The organism is Mesorhizobium waitakense, from assembly GCF_056431085.1.
On sequence record NZ_JBWKME010000107.1, the window covers coordinates 1 to 17580 of the forward strand.

Sequence of the window (17580 nt, forward strand, 5' to 3'; positions counted from 1 at the left end):
GAATCACGTACCGCTGCAAATTTGAATCCTGAATGTCGATTGGTCCTAGAGCTGTTCGAGATCCGGGTCATGTTCGAGCTGCGCTCGGCGCATCTTTTTTCACGACAGCCCGACACGTCTCCCCTGTGGGAGAAGCTCGCCGTGCTCAAGAGCGCGCATACCGAACTGCTGAAGCAGATTGAAAGCCACTTCCACGACTTCTCCAGTCTCGACAACCGCTTTCACAGGCTCATAAACGAGGCTTCGCCGAACCGCTTCATCGACGATTTCTACGATATCATCAGCTTCATTTTCCACTACCACTATCAGTGGAACAAGCATGACGAAAAACAGCGCAACCAGGCGGCGATCCTTGAGCATCTCGCCTATATCGATGCGCTCGAAAGCCGCGATTCCGAGCGGATCGAGCGGGCCTGCCGAGCCCATCTGGCTTCGGCAAGGAAAACACTGATGCGTTCGCTGATTGTATTCGATGGGATGGATACCAACGCCTAGACGATCCGATCGCACAAGCGCTCTAGTTTATCCTGGTACCGCTCTGGGCGTCGAACAGGTGCACCTTATGCACCATAATCTCCAACTTCACCTCTTGATCAGGTTTGAACAGGGGCTGTTCCCGGATTTCGGCAATCAGATCGACGCCATTCGCATTTAAGGTAAGTTCCTGGGCCTCGCCGGTCGGTTCCACCACCTGAACCGTTGCCTTTGCGTGGGTGCCGCCGACAGTGATGTGCTGTGGGCGAATCCCGTATACCACGCCTTCCCTGTCACTGATCCGAAGGTCATCGGACAAGGGCAAGCGCAGGCCCTGCTCGGTGGCGAATGCGCCATTGTCAATTCGGCCCTTGATCAGGTTCATTTCCGGTGAGCCGATAAAACTCGCAACGAACAGGTTGGCAGGGTTCTCGTAGAGCTCGGAAGGGGTACCGATCTGTTCAACCTGGCCTCGATTCAGCACCACAATCCGGTCGGCAAGCGTCATCGCCTCGGTCTGGTCGTGCGTGACGTAGATGCTGGTGCGCCCGAGCCGTTGATGCAGCTTCTTGATCTCGGCACGCATCTTGACACGCAACTTCGCATCGAGATTGCTGAGCGGCTCGTCAAACAGGAAGGCTGCCGGGTCGCGCACGATCGCGCGGCCCATGGCGACACGCTGGCGCTGGCCACCAGACAGCTGGCGCGGCATACGACGCAGCAGATCCTGCAAGCCGAGGATTTCGGCGGCTGCCTTCACCCTCGAGACGATCTCTTCCCTGGGGACCTTGGCCAGTCGAAGGGCAAAGCTCATATTGTCTGCCACGCTCATATGCGGATAGAGCGCGTAGCTCTGGAAGACCATCGCGATGTCGCGCGACTTGGCGGGCATCTCGTCGACGACGCGCCCGCCTATGCGGATCTCGCCCGTCGTCTGTTCTTCCAGGCCGGCGATCATCCGCAGCAGAGTTGACTTGCCGCAGCCCGAGGGACCGACAAGGACCACGAACTCGCCGCTGGCGATTTCAATGTTCACGTCGCGCAGAACTTCCACGGCGCCGAAGCTCTTGCCGAGCTGTTCTATCTGGATTGCAGACATCTATTTTTCTCCCGTGCAGGCCCTGCTCATTTTCGCTGAGCGTGCCGCCATGCGCGGTATTCGGTCTCGCCCTCCGGGCTCAACGGGTAGTACTTCCGCAAATCCCTCCTTCGGCCAAGCGCGCGCGGGTAAATTCTTCCCACTCGATATGCTCGCCGGCAAGCGCGACCAGCTCGGGCGCAAGTGCGATCGGCACGACGACCACGCCGTCGTCGTCAGCCACCATGATGTCGCCGGGTATGACGAGCACATTCGAGCAGGCGATGGGGACGTTGACGGCAAAGGGGACAATGTTGGTCTGGGCGTGGAAATTCGGCGTCGCCCCCCTCACCCAGATGCCGATATCCAGGGCCGCGGCCTGGGCAGAATCGCGGATGCAGCCGTCGACGATCACCCCGGCACCCCCGCGGCCGGCGAAATAGGTGAGCATCATCTCGCCGAAGATGCCGCTACCAAGATCGCCGCGCGCATCGACGACGACCATGTCGCCCGGCTGCGTAGGGTAGAGAACGTGACGATGGAGCTGTCGCTCCGGGTCCTCATACTCAGTTTCGTTATAGAGATCTTCGCGCTTCGGCATGCATTGGAGCGTGAGAGCCGGGCCTGCGGCCGTGCGGCCGGGCCTCAACGGCCTCGGGCCCCGGATGTGCGGATCACGAATTCCCACTTTATGATAGAGCTCACTGGCCAGTGTCGCCGAACCGATCGCTGCAAGCGCGTCGACCAATTGCCTCGGTGGCCGGGAAATGTCTGATATCGCCGGTATTTGATCCGCTTCCACTCGTCATCCTCCCTTAGCGCAGCACCACTTTTATCCACCGCGCCGGTCTCACTTGCCTAACCAACTGTCGTCGAAAGCAACGAGCGCATTGCTCCCTTGCCCGCCGCTCAGCCACGGACCGCACCGGTGGTCAGGCCTTTGACCAACAGGCCTTGGGCAAACCAGACAAACACCAAAGTCGGGATAACCATGAGGACGCCGGCAGCTGACATGGCGCCCCAGTCTATGCCGAACTGCGAAACGAAGTTGGTGAGCCCGACCGGCAGGGTCTGCGCGGACTTGCTCGACGTCAGGGTCAGTGCGAGCAGTAAATCGTTCCAGGTGAAAAGGAAGGTGATCACCGCACTGGCTCCGATGCCAGGCGCGATCAGCGGCGTGACAATCTGGACCAGCGTGCGCATCGTGCCGGCGCCATCTGACTGGGCAGCTTCCTCGATCTCTTTCGGGACATCCTGGATGAAGCCCAGCAGAAGCCAGATGGCGACAGGCAGTTTGGCAGCCGTATGGGCGAGGATCAGCGCCCAGACCGAATCCAGCAGGCCGATTGCCGCGAACACGGCGAAGAGCGGGATGGCGAGCGCGATGACTGGGATCATCCGCATGATCAAGAGCAGGCCGAAGATCAGCATGACGCCCGGCATCCTGAAGCGCGACAGGGCATAGGCGCAGGGGATGGCCAGCAAATGGACCAAAATGACCGTCACGAACGATACGATGACGGTGTTCCAGACATAATCCATGGTGTCATATTCGCGGAAAACCGACACGTATTGCGTCAACGTCGCGGTCACGGGGATGATGTGGACCGGCACGGAGAAGATGTCGGCCGAGCTGCGGATCGACGTCAGGAACAGCCACACCAACGGAAAAATGGTGAAGGCGATGGTCAGGATGAGAGCGAGGTAGCGTCCGGCAACGCCGGCTGTGAACCGGCGGCGGCGGCGTCTTGGCTTGCGATGCGCGCTCACGGCCGCAGTATCCATCAGATGGCCCTCCGCTTTGCGATCAGCCACGGCACTCCGTAGAGCAGGCCGAGTACGACCAGGGACATCCCCAGAGCAATGTAGGAGACCGCCGCCGCGTGCCCGAAATCCACGGCCTGGAATGCCAGCAGGTAGGCGTAGACGGTAAGCAGGTTGGAAGCGCCCCCAGGCCCGCCCTGCGTCATCAGCCAGACGACGTCGAAGGTTCGGAACGTGTCTATGATACGCAGCATCAGCGCGATCATGATGACCGGACGCATCAACGGCAGAACAATGTGCCAGAAGCGCTGCCACGGCTCGGCGCCGTCCACCGTCGCGGCTTCGAGCGGCTCCTGGGGCAAGGATTGCAGGCCGGCCAGGAACAGCAGCACCATCAGCGGCGTGTTCTGCCAGATATCGGCGACAATGACCGAGACCAGGGCCCAGGTCGGGTCACTGAGCCAGGGAATGCTGGACAGGTTAAACATGCGCAGCAATGCGTCAACAAGACCGTATTGCGTATTGAAAAGCCAACGAAAATTGAGGCCGACGACGGCGGGAGCGATCATCGGTGGCACCAGCAGCAATGTGCGGGCGAGCCGCATACCCCGCAATTCTCCGTTGACCAGCACCGCGATCGCCATACCAGCCACCACCTCGACCGTGATGGAGACGACGCTGAAGATGATCTGGTTTCGAAGGGCTTGGTTGAACTGGCGGCCAAAAAGCTCGTCTGTGTAATTTCCTGTCCCGATGAACGGCGCGGAGCCGCTCAAATCCCACCGGAAGAAACTCATGAGAAACGAGTACCCCAGGGGATAGACGAAGATGGCGAGCATGACGACGAATGCCGGGCCGGCCAGAAGGTACCCCTTCTGCCAGGTATAGGGCAGCGGCGAACGACGCCGACGCCCCGGCACCCGGTCCTGTGGGATAGACGACATCCTCAGTCGTAGGCTCCGGCCCGACGCATGGTGTCTTCCGCTTCCACGGCCGCCTGATTGAGCGAATCGCTTGGAGAAACCTGGTCGGTGAGCGCCTGTTCGATGGCCGAGAACATCAGGGTGCAGACTTTTGAGAAACCAGGCAGCTTGGGCCATTCCTTGCCGTTCGCGATCGTCGTCTCGAGCTGCTGCAGCCATGTGGCCTGCGGGCCTTTCGCCGCCGCAATCACCTCCTTGGCGATCGCCTGACTGCTGGGGAAGTTGGTGAACTGGTCGAACTGCAGGCGCTGCGCCTCAGGGCCGACCGTAAATTTGATGAATTCGACGGCGGGATCCTTGCGCCCCGACTGGCCGTTGAGGGCCATGGCGTGCGAGATGGCGCAGGATATTGCCGCTTTGTCCCGCACATAGGGCGCGCTCGACCACTTGCCGACAACGCGGGAGGTATCGGGATCGGAGAGCGTTGCGAAAGCCCCCGGCCAATCAAAATTGGCGTAGACCGTTCCAGACGAGAATTCGGTCGAATTTTCGTTCCACTGATAGCCGACGGCATCCGGGGGGACGATTTTGTGCTTCTGGACGAGGTCGCGGTAGAATGTGATGGCCTTGATACCGGCTTCGGAATTGAAGGCCGGTTTGTTGGCTTGGTCGACCCAATCCCCGCCGGCCTGCCACAGGAGATCGCTGAAGGTGCGCTGGGCCGGATCGCCCTGCCCCGGGACAACCAACCCGTAATGGCCGTTGCCGGTGAGTTTCAAGCCGACGTCGACGAGTTCTTCCCAGGTCTCGGCCGGCTTCAGGCCTTTCTCCTGATAGATGTCGCTGCGGTAATATTGAACGCGCGCATCCATGTTGCGCGGAATGGCCGCCAGATTGCCGTTCTTGGGATCGCGCAGATATTTGACCGCGACCGGATAGAAGTCCGCCAACTCCGACTCGCTGAAATAGCTGTTCAGCGGTGCAAAATGGCTGAAGTAGGAGTCAATCTGCGCCGTGTGGGTGCTGTAGACGTCATATTGGCTCGATCGCGCGGCGCTCAACGTGACGACTTTCGATGTCAGTGGCGTGAATTCCAGCAGGTCATAGCGGACTTTGATGCCGGTCTTCGCCGTGAAATCCTGGACTATCTTCTCCCAATATTTGGGATAGAGCGGGCCGCCCGTGATCAGCAGCGCCGTAATTTCGTTCGCCTGCGCCCTGGCGATCCATGGTGCGGCGAGCGAGCCAGCCGCCACCGTGGCGCCAGCCGCCAGGAATTTGCGTCTCGATAAGTTTCCGGACATCACAATTTCCTCCTTGGTTATGATTGGTCGGCCCTTTGGGTCGAGCGACGACGTTCAGCATTCCCGTCAAAGTCCACGGCGGCTTGCTCCTCCCGCCAGGAGACTGTCTGGATCACCCCCATGTACACACCCACTTTGCCCTGCCGTGGGGCCCAGGGCCCTCGCCGGCTGCCGGCGGAGATTCTGCCTTTCTCTTGTCGGTCTTCCGGTGTTCCGTTTCTTCCCACGCGCCTGGCGCGTTCAGCGAACGAGTATCGATCCTCGTGGGGACGAAGAAGGCCTGGGTTGGATATCTCCAACGTTCCAATCCTCCCTTCCCGTAGGCTGCGTTATAGTCTAGTGAGCATTTTTATGACATAGTTGACTGCATATCTAGCCATCAGCCTATAAGCTTATCAGACAAGTGGATGTTAATGATCGATGCCATGGAGGTCAAGCTTCAAACTTTGCCCAAGCAGGTGGCAGGCGTGCTCGCGCGTCGCATCGCCACCGACGGCATTTCCGGGGGCCAGGGACCGTCGGAGCAACACATCCTGCAAGAATTCGGGGTATCGCGCGCCGTAGCGCGGGAAGCGTTGAAGATCCTGGCTTCCCTCGACATGATCGAGATCGCTCAGGGACGGCGCGTGGTGCTGCGTCCGGCCGAGGAATGGGACTATCTCAGTCCATTACTCATCGACTGGCTGCCGCCCGAGCAGATCCGGCAGCTGCTGGCGGAAGCACACGCCACGCGAATAATCATCGAACCTGCCATCGCCGCCATCGCTGCCAAGCACATGACGAAGGAAAACCTCGAGCGTCTTGGCATCCTGCTGGCAGCCATGTCCGCAACCGAGGACAATCCGGATGCGTATCTGAAGCTCGACCTCGACTTCCACATGGAGATTTGCCGGTCTACCCAAAACAGGATCCTCGACCGCTTCATGTATTCGTCGCGATGGTGGCAGGCGGCGAGCCGGCGCGTCAGCAATCAGATGCCTCATGCCCTGTCCTTCGCGACGGAAGATCACAGGGCAATCTATGAGGCACTCGTTTCGCGCGACGCAAAACGTGCGGAAGAAGCGATGCGCCGGCACCTGAAGGCAACCACCGCCGTCGGGTTACCCTATAAGAATTAGCCGTTTGCCATCCTTCGTACGGCGCGGCCAGCAATCGCACTGGCCGCGCCGCGGCGTGTTGGGAGGACACGGCCGGATCCAATGCATGTCGCCCAAAACTGGCCCCGGTCTTGGGGCAACGACATGCAAGAGCGCATCGCCTGAATCCGTTTCAACACGGCGCGCTTCAAGCCCTTTTCGCTTCCCGCTCCTGGTGCTGCCGGGCGCGAAAACCAAACATATCACCCTTGTCCTTGATTTCCGCCCAGACGGGCGCGGTATGCTTGTCGATGGCGGCGACGTCCAGGGCGGAAATCGTCCAGCCTACGCTCTCGACGTTTTCCTCCAGTTCGCTGAGAGTACGCGCGCCGACGAGCGGCGAACTCACGCCTGGCCTGCTGGTAAGCCACTGGATCGCAAGCTGCGGCACGGTCTTGCCGTAATTGGCAGCAATCGGCTTGAGGGCCTCGACTGCGGCGACGGCACGCTCGTAGGTGCCCGGCTGGAACAGCACGGTGGTGCGCCGCTCGTCTCCCTCGACGAACTTGGTATCGCGCGAGAGCAGGCCGGTAAGCAGCCCCTGGGCAAGACCACTGTAGGGCATGACGCCGATATTGTGCTTGCGACAGTAGGGCAAAGTTTTCTCCTCAACCTCGCGCCATAGCATGTTGTAAGGAGGCTGGAGCACGTCGATGACGCCATACTGGCGTGCGCTATCCATATCAGCAGTGGTGAAATTGGAAACGCCGACCGCCCTGATCCGCCCGGATAACCGCAGCTGTTCCATCATTTCCATGGTCGGCCCAATAGGGAAATCCGCGTTCGGCCAGTGGACGAAATAGATGTCCACATAGTCCGTCTGCATCCGTCTCAACGAGCAGTTGAGCGCCGCCTCTATCGCCGCGGGTTCGAGATGGTTTGGGGCAACCTTGGTCGCGATCACCGCTTTTTCCCGGTTGCCGGCGAGCGCCTTGCCGACAACGACCTCGGCATGGCCATGCCCATAGGCTTCGGCCGTGTCGATCAAGGTAACGCCGAGTTCAATGGCGCGTTGAATCACCCGTATCGATTCCTTGTCATTGGCCGCGCCCCAGAACGCGCCCGACATACCCCAAGTACCCAGGCCGATCTCCGATACCTTGACCGGAGACGATCCCAGCTGTCGCTGTTGCATGTTGCTCCTCCTCCTGATCGGCGGCTTGCCCGTCTCGGCACGCGCCCGCTTACAACAACAATTATAGACTTATATGCTCGTCTGACAAGTAAATCATGACCTGACCTTGTTTTTCTACCAGAGATAGAATTTTCCACCGCCCAGGCCGGCAAACCGTCTTGCGACGACCCAAACCCGGCAAAAACACATTCGGCAAAACCGTCGTAAAAGGGGGTTTACGTTTCATCTTCTCTTCTTGTATGCTCATCGGACAAGTTGGAGCATTACCCGCAAAGGTGAGTGCACAGGTATGGGTGAGCCACCCCGGGAGGAGCTTCGATGAAGATCGTGGACATCAAGACGGCGGTCGTCGCCTATCACGGCAAGGCGACCCTGATCCGTATCGATACCGACGCCGGTATCACCGGCTATGGGGAGGCAAATCCCGACGCGGGCGCGGCCGCAATCGTTGGGCTTATTTCGGAATTGAAGTCCGAGCTTATTGGCCAGGATCCTCGCAACGTCGAATATTGCTGGGACAATATCCGCCGCGACCATGTCTTTTCCGGTGCGCAGGCCGGCATCTTTCTCATCGCGCTGACCGGGCTTGAAATGGCGCTTTGGGACGTGGCGGCGAAGGCCGCGGGGCAGCCGCTTTATCGAATGTTCGGCGGCAAGTTCCGCGACCGGATAAGGCTTTATGCCGATTGCGGCGATGGCGATGACGAAACGGGATCGCCGCAGGGGTGCGCAACGCGCGCCCGCCGCATGGTGGCCGAGGGCTTCACGGCGGTGAAATTCGACATCGACAACATGCGCCATCCGGCAAAGTTCGATGCGGTGAACCACACCATCAACGGCGCCGAGCTCCGCTCAATGGTCGAGCGCGTTGCGGCGGTGCGCGACGCGATCGGTCCTGACGTCGATCTCTGCATCGACCTGCACGCGCGCTATGACGTACTCAGCGCCAGCCGCATAGCGTCGGAGATGGAGCGGTTCAACCTTCTGTGGCTGGAAGAGCCTATTCCTGCTGAGAACGTCGAGGCGCTGAAACAGATCCGCATGAGAACCAAGACGCCAATCTGCGTCGGCGAAAATCTCTACCTGCGCTGGGGTTTCCGGGAATTGTTCCAGAATTACGGCGCCGACGTCATCATGCCCGATGTGCCGAAATGCGGCGGCCTTGCCGAAAGCCGCAAGATCGCGAATCTCGCTGAAATGTATTACGTGCCATTCGCACCGCATCTTGTGTCGACACCGCTGGGCACGATGGCGACATGCCACGTGTGCGCGAGCGTGCCGAACTTCCTCGTGCTGGAGTGGCATGCCCTCGAAGAGCGGGAAGCGTGGGATAGCTATGTGCGCCTGCCGGATGGCGCCAAGTCGATGGTCGAGGATGGCCACATCGTCATACCCGACACGCCCGGCATCGGCGTCGAGCTCAACATGGACGGCGTGCACAAATACGCCGTGCCTGGCTTCGGCATCTTTGAATAGGCGCTGACCGGACAACATGCGGTTAAGCGGAAGTGCGTTTTGGCCACGTTTCTGCCGCTCGACGAAATGAGGTCCGTTGGGAGGAAACCATGGGCAAGCGGATCGTTTTCACCGGTGGCAGCGGCAAGATCGGCCGCCACGTCATACCCTATCTGCTCCAACGCGGGCATCAGGTTCTGAACCTCGACCTCACACCTCTCGATGTGCCTGGGGTGGAGACTGTCATCACCAACCTTGCGGATGCCGGCGAGACCTACAATGCGCTGACGCTGCATTTCGGGTTCAAGGAATATTTCGGCGGAAAGGGCCGCGGCCCGGTCGACGCCGTGGTCCATTTCGCGGCGATCCCGCGGATATTCCTGCGGCCGGACAACGCCATGTTCGCCGCCAATGTGCAGTCCACCTACAATGTGATCGAGGCCGCCACCAAACTCGGCATCCGCAAGATCGTCACAGCTTCCAGCGAAACGGTCTATGGCGTGTGCTTTGCCGAAGGCGAACGCGACTTCACATCGTTTCCGGTGGAAGAGGACTACGACACCGATCCGACCGACAGCTATGGCCTTTCAAAAGTCCTGGGCGAGAAGATCGCGCGCTCCTTCGCTTCCCGCACGGGAAGCGATATCTACGCACTGAGGATCGGCGGCGTTGTCGAACCGCAGGACTACGCCCGGTTTCCAGAGTTCCTGGCGGAGCCCTCAAAGCGGCGGCGCGACGGCTGGACCTATATGGACGCGCGCGACCTGGGCCAGATCGTGCATTTGTGCATCGAGAAGGACGGTTTGGGGTTCCAGGTATTCAACGCCGTCAACGACAACATCGTCTCGGACACACCAACGGCAGAGTTTCTCAAGAGGCACGCGCCCGACACGCCAATCACGCGTTCAATGGACGTGTTCGAGGGGCCAATCTCAAATCGAAAGCTGCGCGAGGTCCTGGGGTTCAAGCAGGAACATGATTGGCGAACGCGCCCGGCGGGTTCATGACGGCGCACGACGTGACCCATCGAGGGAACCGACGCATCCCCTCAGGAATGCGTTGGCGCCAAAGGCTCACGTGTGGCGTATTTCCGTTCCCAGCACTTTCAGGCATTCGCGGATAAAGGCCGCAAGCGCCGTCCAACCTTTGGCCGACACCATCGTCCCATCCACATAGGCATCGGTCGGAGACAGATCGATGTAGGTGCCGCCAGCAAGCGTCACCTCCGGCTCGCAAGCCCCTAGCGCGCCGACCTTCTTGCCGCGGACGACGCCGTCCACAGCGACCAGGATCTGGACGCCGTGGCAGATCGTAAATATCGGCTTCTTTGCCTCGTGGAAGTGGCGGACCATCGCCTGCACGCGCTTGTCGGTGCGGATGTATTCCGGTCCGCGCCCGCCGGCGCAGTAGACCGCATGATACTGATCAAGCTGCTTCTCGGCCTCCGAGAAAGTCTTGTTGATCAGTGCGTTGTGACCGGGTTTTTCAGTGTAGGTCTGGTCGCCTTCGAAGTCGTGCAGCGAGGTCTTGATCAAGTCGCCGGCGTTTTTGTCGGGGCAGACGACATGAACAGTGTGGCCGACGGTCTCCATCGCCTGCTGGTAGACGAAGATTTCATATTCCTCGGTGAACTCACCTGTCAGCATCAGGATTTTTTTGCCTGCCATGGCTCTTTCCTCTCGGTGTTTGTGATGGGCAAGGCGCACCCCGCGTCTTGCCCCTAAGGGATCGAAGTCGGGATCAGAACGGTGAGTCGGGGAAGTAGTATTCCTTGGCGTTGGCCTGGGTGATCAGCGGTGCGTCAAGCTTGACCGTGCCGCGAACCGGCGCCTGGCCAATCAAATTGGCGACGGTCATGTAGATTGCCGTCTTGATCATCGACGGCGGGGTATGGGGTCTCGACCGGCGTCATTGCATCGCCGTCGATCACTTTCTTGACGATATCCTTCATGCCGTTGCCGCCGAGCGCCAGCTTGATGTCCGTCCGGCCCGACTGCTTCACGGCCTCCAGCACACCGAGCAGCATGTCGTCATCATTGGCCCAGACCGCGTCGATATGCGGATACTTGGCCAGGTAGTCCTGCATGAACTTGAAGGCTTCATCGCTATTCCAATGGGCATATTGAATGTCGAGCACCTTCAGGCCGGTGCCCTTGATCGTATCCTCGAAGCCCTTGATACGCTCGTCGTCGATGACGGTCGGAATGCCGCGCAGCACGACGAGGTCACCCTTGCCGCCCAGCTTGTCGATCATGAACTTCGCTGTGTTGGTGCCCACCGCGATATTGTCGCCGGCAAGGTAGAGGTCCTGGATCGAAGCATCGGTCAGCCCCCGATCGACGACGGAAATGAACGTCCCCATATCCTAGATGGCCTTGACCGGCTGGGTCAGTTCCTCGGACGTGTATGGCAGGATGACCAGGGCATCCAGCTTGCGGCTGGCGGACAAATCCTCCAGCGCGCTCACCTGCTCGGCCGCCGATGGCGAGGTCTTGACGACCACCTCGACATCCGGAAACGCCGCGTTGGCGGCAGCCTGTGCGTGGTACACGATTCCAGCCGTCCAGCCATGATCCGCCGCTGGGATCGAGACCGCCATGGATTGCTACACTTCTGTCGGTCCGAATCGCATGCGATCGGTGCCGCGCTTAAGGGCGATGCGCAAATGGATGCCTATTAACGAGAGATGATCGAGGGGCACGTCGCGTTCTACGTCGAAGTGCTTGAGCCGCTGTCACCGCTTCCTCAGGAGGATGTCAGCCGTCGCCGCGTCGGCATCATTGGCGCGGCCGAGGCGCTGTCGGTCGAGATGGTTCGCGGCGCCGCCACGAAGGAAGAGGCAAAGTCTGGCCACCCTGATCATGAGCTGGCTGTCGGCGCCCGCGCCATCCTATGCTCCCGGACTGCCATGAGCGAACCACTGTTCCACAAGATCGACTGCGTGATGCTCAAGGTGGCGGACCTGGATGCCGCTCTGGGATTCTACTCCGAAGCCCTTGGGCATCCACTTCTCTGGCGATCGCCAGAGGCTGCTGGACTGGGAATGCCAGGAACGGACGCGGAGCTTGTCTTGCATACCGATCTGGGTCCCGAGGTGGATCTGCTTGTGGACAGTGTCGACGCCGCCCTGGAGCGCTTCGTCGACGCAGGCGGTACGATTATCAAGAAGCCATTCGACATCCCGATCGGCCGTTGCGCCGTCGTTCGTGATCCGTTTGGCAACGCCCTGGTCATGCTTGACCAAACCAAGGGCACCTTCGTCACCGATGCAACCGGGCAAGTGCTGCGCGTCGAGTAAGCCCTAGCGACAGAAGGTCGGCGGACGTTACAAAAACCGGCGTGGATTCCTATGAGTCCACAGCTGACCAGATTGGGCCCAAAAAGGACACCGGGCGTCAGGACGATTTTCCCCGGCTCGATGGCACATTGATTGACGGTACTGACGAGGCAAATGGTAAGCCTCGTGCCGCAGCGATAGTTGATGTCCTGATCAAGGAGTATGACGAGTATGTCAGCGGCTTCGGAAGGCATGGCGGCCACGTAAGGCGCGGTCTCGCTCAATCGGCCAGATCGGCGCCACCCGTCTCACGACGTCAGGGTGGCGAAAAGGTGGTTCAGTCGAAGAACCCGGCGTCCTCTTCCAGTAGATACTTCTTGGCGGCCTTGGCGTCGATGTCGAGACCAAGCCCGGGGGCTTCTAGCAGATCAATCATCGAATCCTTCACAATCTGCTTAGGCAGGCCGATGACGATGTCGTTCCACCAGGGGTCGGAGGCGCTCGGGTATTCGAAGGCGATGTAGTTGGCGGGCAAGGTGGCGCAGACATTGATCAGCGCGCCGAGGCCGAGGAGGCCATTCGCGGTGCCGTGCGGCGCCATCAGGATCGAGTGCATATAGGCGTGCTCGGCGACCCATTTGAGCTCGGCGATGCCACCGATGTCGGCGGGATCCGGGCCGATGACGCGCACTGCCTGCGTCTCGATCAGTTCCTTGAAGTTGTGACGCAGGTAGATCTGCTCTCCCGTGTGGATGGGCGTGGAGGTGGATGTGGTGAGTTCACGATAAGCCTGCGGATTGACCCATGGCACGTAGTCGCCCGTCAGCATGTCCTCGAGCCACATGAGATTGTATTCTTCCACCGCCTGCGCGAAGCGGATGGCGTCGGGCAGGAACCAGCCGGGGCCGCAATCCAGCGCGAGCGAAACCTTGTCGCCGAGCACTTCCTTCATGGCGATGACGCAGTCGATCATATGCGCCATGCCGCGCTCGCTGATCTGCCCCTGGTCCATCGCGCCGTGATAGGTCGGTGGCTGCCGGACGCCGTAATGGAAGTCGGGTACGCTCGTCTTCATGTTGGAGTGGAAGCTGATGCCCTGCTTCACCATGAAGAAGTTTTGCGGTTGCTCCATCATCCATTTGACATCCGCCGCATAGTCCTCGGGCCTGTCGCCGGTCCTTTTTTTGCGGATGGAGCCGTTATAGACCTGCACCTTGTCGCGGACCTTGCCGCCGAGCAATTTGTAGACCGGAACGCCTGCCGCCTTGCCGGCGATATCCCACAAGGCATGCTCGATTGCAGAGACAGCGGCGCCATAGGGCTTGAACGAGCCGCGCTGGCGGATCTTCAGCATGCAGCGCTCGACGTCGGTCGGGTCCTCGCCGATCAGTGCGTCGCGGAAATGCAGCACCCAGGGCTTGAGATAGGGCTTGGTGTACTCAACCTCGCCAAGGCCATAAAGACCTTCGTCGGTGACGATGCGGACGATGGGGTGCTTGCCGATGACGGCGCACCTGAGATCGGTGATCTTCATGCTTTCCCTTTCCTACACTGCCTCAAAATGTGAGGCGGTCAGCTCCAGGTCCGGTCCCAGGAATATTCGTCGTCCCAGTGCTCGGTCGGCTGCCAGATGCCTTTGACACCGTCCTGCAGGTGTTGGCTGATGACTTCATCGACCACGTCGTCGATGCCCAGGCCCGGCTTGTCGGGCACTGTAATGAACCCGTCCTTGACCAGCGGCTTGGGCAAGCCGGTGACGATGTCGTCCCACCAGTCCACTTCCACGCTGTGATATTCGAGCGCCATGAAGTTTTCCGTGGCCACCGCAACATGCGCGGCGGCCATTGCCGCGATCGGGCTTTCCGCCATGTGAATGGCCATGGCAACGCCGTGGTCCTGCGCCGCGTCGCCGATCTTCTTGGTCTCGAGGATGCCGCCGGTGGTAAGTAAGTCCGGATGGATGACCGAAATGCCTGAGTTGAGCAGCGGCTCGAAGCCTTCCTTGAGGTAGATGTCCTCACCCGTGCAGATCGGCACGGACGTTGCCTCCTGCAACCGCCGATATTGCTCGGTGTACTGCCAGGGGATCACGTCCTCAAGCCAGGCTGGTGCGTATTTCTCGATCCGCCGGGCGAGACGGATGCCGTCCTGCAGCGAGACGTGGCCGACATGGTCGATGGCGAGCGGGATCTCGTAGCCGATCACCTCGCGGACCTCGTGGATATATTGATCGAGCAGGTCGATGCCCTTTTCGGTGAAGTGGAGGCCGGTGAAGGGATGCGGCACGTTCTGCGCGTCGTAAGCGGCATTACGCGCCCGGCGCTCGTCCAGTGTGCCTGCTCGCCCGCGGCCGGCATGCGTGCGGAAACCGTCGAGCACGCCGGCCGGCGCGACGACCGCGCCTGGGATGTGGGAGATCTGCGCCAGCCCGAGGTCCATCTTGAGGAAGGTGAAACCGAGGTCCATCCGCGCCTTGAGCCGCCTTCCGGTCTCGGTGCCGCTGGGCTTGTCCGCGTCGGTGTCGCAATAGACTCGCACCTTGTCGCGGAACCGTCCTCCAAGCATCTGGTAGATCGGCACGCCATAGGCCTTGCCAGCGAGGTCCCAGAGAGCGATCTCGATTGCCGAGACACCACCACCCTGCCGCCCATGACCGCCAAATTGCTTGATGCGGCGGAACAGTCGATCGATGTCGCAAGGATTCTCGCCCAGCAACCGGCTTTTCAGCATCAGCGCATAGGTGGCGCTGGCGCCGTCGCGCACCTCGCCCAGGCCGACAATACCCTGGTTGGTGTAGATCTTGACGAGCGCCGAGGTGAACGGCGCGCCGACGATTTCGGCTACCCGCAGGTCGGTGATGCGTAGGTCGCTCGGCTTGGAATTCGTGTTCACCCGATTGAGCGCTGCGTCGGCTCCACCCGTCTTTGGCATGACTTATCCTCACTCTGGTCTGCTGGGTTTGTCGAAAGCACGCCGGGGCGGCATCGAGCGTTGCTAGCCCAGCTCGATCTCATTGGCCTGCAGGTAGTCGCGGTTCATCTCAACGCCGAGACCAGGCTTCGACGTCAGCTTGAGGCTGCCGTTCGAAACGTCGAGCGGTCTGTCGATGAGGTGATCGTATTTGCCCAGGTTCCACTCCGACGTTTCGAGTTTGTAGAAGTTAGGCACCGTCATCATCACCTGCGCTCCCGCAACCACGTTGATCGGCCCCGCGGCGTCGTGCGGCGAGACCGGGATGTAATAGGCTTCGCACAGGGCGGAAATCTTCTTCAGTTCGGTAATGCCGCCGGTCCAGGTAACGTCCGGCATGATGTAGTCAGCGAGCTTGTTCTCGAGCACCGGCACGAAATCCCACTTCGTGTGGCCGCGCTCGCCCCACGAGATAGCGGCACTGACCTTCTCACGCACCTGCTTGAGGGCGTTGAGGCTCTCTGGCGGGCAAGGCTCCTCAAACCAGTCGATCTGGCCGGCTTCCTCAAGGCTCCGGCACAGGCGAATGGCGGTGGGAACGTCGAAGCGGCCATGCGCGTCGATCAGGATGTCGACATCGGGCCCCGCCGTTTCGCGGATCAGCGCCGTGAGTTCGGCCGCTTCGCGCTCGTCCTTGCGGGTCATGCTGCCGTCGAGGTAGCCGTCCCGCTGTTCGCGGGACAGGCCATCGGCAATGCGACCCTGGTGGGGGAAAGGGTCGAACTTGAGCCCGGTGTGTCCGGACTCGACGATGTCTCGAATTTCGCGGACCACGGCCTCCTTGCTGGTAAATTTGGCCTGGTTGGGATGCGTGTAGAGCGCGATTTCATCGCGTACCGGTCCGCCCAGCAGTTCGTAAATCGGCTTACCAAGGACTTTGCCTCGGATGTCCCAGAGGGCTATGTCGATGGCGCTCACGCATTCGACCGCGGCGCCGCGGCTGCCCATATAGGTGAAGCTGCGGAAAATTTTGTGCCACAGGTGCTCGATGCGCGCTGGATCTTCGCCGGTCACGGCGATGCCGATCTGCCGAAGGATCGTGCAGAGAGCGCGGTTGGCGAGCCTGGTGGTGGTTGTGATCTCTCCCCAGCCGCTCACCCCCTCATCGGTCGTCACTTCGACGAACAGGTACTCTCCCCAATATGAAGCATCTGACTTGATCAGCCACGGCCGAACGCTCGTGATTTTCATCTCTCAACTACCTTTATCTGATTGTCAGGCTAACGATGTTCCAGATTGGAGGGGCTATCCGGCCCGAGCGGCGTTGCGCGCACGCATCTGTTCGAGAACATGCCGGCCGGAACCCTCGACATGGCGGGAAATGAGTTCGGCGGCCTTGTCTGCCTCTCCCGCCTTCACGAGTGCGATGAGTTCGCGGTGCTCGCGAATGATTGCGGCCCGCCGTGCGAGCGTGAAATTGAAACGCCGGCTTACGGCTCGCAGCACCTCGCGATGCTTCCACCAAAGCTCTGCGGCATGGCGGTTATAGTGGCGTTGGTACATCACGGTGTGGAAAGCGGTATCCAGTTCACTGTGCCTGAACGTGTCGGCAAAGTTGTTCTCTTCAATCAGGCCTTGGATGCGTTCGAGTTCGGCAATGTCTTCGCCGGTCGCCATATTCACAAACCATCGCGTCAGGGCCGGCTCGATCAGGACTCCGATCTCGTAGATATCCCGGACAAAATCCTGATCTATGGGCCGGACGCGCGCCCCGCGGTTGGCGACAAAGGTGACAAAGCCCTCCCCGCGCAAAAGCTGCAGAGCCTCGCGCACGGGGTTTGTCGAGGTGCCGTGGCGCCGGGCAAGATCAGTCACCACAAGCCGCTCGTTGGCGGCGAGCCGCCCCTCAATGATGTCTTCCCTGATCAGCTCATAAAGCGAGGCGCCCTCGCTGGAGGCCCCGATGGGGTCAATGCCTGCGGGTGGCTCTGCTTTAAAATCGCCTGTTTCGCCCAAGGCCGGCTCCCCAATTCAATACACACTTTCATCGATATCACGCACGGTTTCCATAAACAATGTACGATTTAGCGCGTTGACAGATAATCCACTATCTGAAAACGTACA

Annotated in this window: 15 protein-coding genes and 2 pseudogenes; 5 read left to right on the forward strand and 12 right to left on the reverse strand. The window is 60.3% G+C overall.

Translation table 11 applies throughout. The annotated features are described in order from the left end of the window. The coding region (locus tag AC07FD_RS23695; protein WP_478351802.1) for a GntR family transcriptional regulator at positions 1–495 on the forward strand (495 nt) is incomplete at its 5' end. Between the two features lie 22 nt (positions 496–517). Here AC07FD_RS23695 and AC07FD_RS23700 read toward each other — a convergent pair. The 5 genes and pseudogenes from AC07FD_RS23700 to AC07FD_RS23720 all read right to left on the reverse strand — a co-directional run bounded on the left by AC07FD_RS23700 (position 518) and on the right by AC07FD_RS23720 (position 5543). Continuing rightward, entirely contained in the window at positions 518–1573 is a 1056-nt protein-coding gene (locus AC07FD_RS23700) for an ABC transporter ATP-binding protein (RefSeq protein ID WP_478351803.1), read from the reverse strand. A gap of 26 nt (positions 1574–1599) precedes the next feature. Further along, positions 1600–2339, reverse strand: a pseudogene (locus tag AC07FD_RS23705) (RraA family protein). A gap of 122 nt (positions 2340–2461) precedes the next feature. Continuing rightward, positions 2462–3337 carry a carbohydrate ABC transporter permease gene (locus AC07FD_RS23710; protein ID WP_478351804.1) on the reverse strand — a complete coding sequence of 292 codons (876 nt, stop codon included), beginning with the start codon at positions 3335–3337 and terminating at the stop codon, positions 2462–2464. Beyond that, on the reverse strand, positions 3337–4260 hold the full coding sequence (locus tag AC07FD_RS23715; protein WP_478351805.1) for a carbohydrate ABC transporter permease: 924 nt from the start codon (positions 4258–4260) through the stop codon (positions 3337–3339). Before AC07FD_RS23715 ends, AC07FD_RS23710 begins: the two co-directional genes overlap by 1 nt. Before the next feature lie 2 nt (positions 4261–4262). After that, a complete protein-coding gene (locus tag AC07FD_RS23720; protein ID WP_478351806.1) occupies positions 4263–5543 on the reverse strand; it encodes an ABC transporter substrate-binding protein in 1281 nt (426 codons plus the stop codon). Between the two features lie 425 nt (positions 5544–5968). Here AC07FD_RS23720 and AC07FD_RS23725 point away from each other — a divergent pair, with 425 nt between their 5' ends. Further along, positions 5969–6661, forward strand: coding sequence for a FadR/GntR family transcriptional regulator (locus tag AC07FD_RS23725; RefSeq protein ID WP_478351837.1), 693 nt, complete (start codon positions 5969–5971; stop codon positions 6659–6661). A gap of 166 nt (positions 6662–6827) precedes the next feature. On the opposite strand, the gene AC07FD_RS23730 is transcribed toward AC07FD_RS23725, so the two are convergent. Then, a complete protein-coding gene (locus AC07FD_RS23730; RefSeq protein WP_478351807.1) occupies positions 6828–7814 on the reverse strand; it encodes an aldo/keto reductase in 987 nt (328 codons plus the stop codon). 318 nt (positions 7815–8132) lie between these two features. On the opposite strand from AC07FD_RS23730, the gene AC07FD_RS23735 reads away from it, so the two are divergent. Together AC07FD_RS23735 and AC07FD_RS23740 are read left to right on the forward strand one after the other, a co-directional pair. Further along, positions 8133–9290 (forward strand): mandelate racemase/muconate lactonizing enzyme family protein, encoded by a 1158-nt coding sequence (locus tag AC07FD_RS23735; RefSeq protein ID WP_478351808.1) that lies wholly within the window; start codon positions 8133–8135, stop codon positions 9288–9290. Between the two features lie 89 nt (positions 9291–9379). Then, on the forward strand, positions 9380–10276 hold the full coding sequence (locus AC07FD_RS23740) for an NAD-dependent epimerase/dehydratase family protein (RefSeq protein WP_478351809.1): 897 nt from the start codon (positions 9380–9382) through the stop codon (positions 10274–10276). 66 nt (positions 10277–10342) lie between these two features. Here the strand turns inward: AC07FD_RS23740 and AC07FD_RS23745 are convergent, their stop codons facing one another. Both AC07FD_RS23745 and AC07FD_RS23750 read right to left on the reverse strand, forming a co-directional pair. After that, complete coding sequence (locus AC07FD_RS23745) at positions 10343–10936, reverse strand: DJ-1/PfpI family protein (protein WP_478351810.1); 594 nt, start codon at positions 10934–10936, stop codon at positions 10343–10345. Between the two features lie 73 nt (positions 10937–11009). Then, positions 11010–11868 (reverse strand): annotated as a pseudogene (locus AC07FD_RS23750) (substrate-binding domain-containing protein). Positions 11869–11955: 87 nt separating this feature from the next. Between AC07FD_RS23750 and AC07FD_RS23755 the strand changes: the two are divergent. Continuing rightward, entirely contained in the window at positions 11956–12567 is a 612-nt protein-coding gene (locus tag AC07FD_RS23755) for a VOC family protein (protein ID WP_478351811.1), read from the forward strand. Positions 12568–12883: 316 nt separating this feature from the next. On the opposite strand, the gene AC07FD_RS23760 is transcribed toward AC07FD_RS23755, so the two are convergent. The 4 genes from AC07FD_RS23760 to AC07FD_RS23775 form a co-directional block, all read right to left on the reverse strand. Next, on the reverse strand, positions 12884–14080 hold the full coding sequence (locus tag AC07FD_RS23760; protein ID WP_478351812.1) for a mandelate racemase/muconate lactonizing enzyme family protein: 1197 nt from the start codon (positions 14078–14080) through the stop codon (positions 12884–12886). Between the two features lie 38 nt (positions 14081–14118). Then, the gene (locus tag AC07FD_RS23765; RefSeq protein ID WP_478351813.1) at positions 14119–15477 is read right to left on the reverse strand and encodes a mandelate racemase/muconate lactonizing enzyme family protein; all 1359 of its coding nucleotides are present in this window, start codon (positions 15475–15477) and stop codon (positions 14119–14121) included. 63 nt (positions 15478–15540) lie between these two features. Beyond that, positions 15541–16707 carry a mandelate racemase/muconate lactonizing enzyme family protein gene (locus tag AC07FD_RS23770; protein WP_478351814.1) on the reverse strand — a complete coding sequence of 389 codons (1167 nt, stop codon included), beginning with the start codon at positions 16705–16707 and terminating at the stop codon, positions 15541–15543. A gap of 54 nt (positions 16708–16761) precedes the next feature. Continuing rightward, entirely contained in the window at positions 16762–17472 is a 711-nt protein-coding gene (locus AC07FD_RS23775; protein ID WP_478351815.1) for a GntR family transcriptional regulator, read from the reverse strand. Positions 17473–17580: the final 108 nt, after the last annotated feature.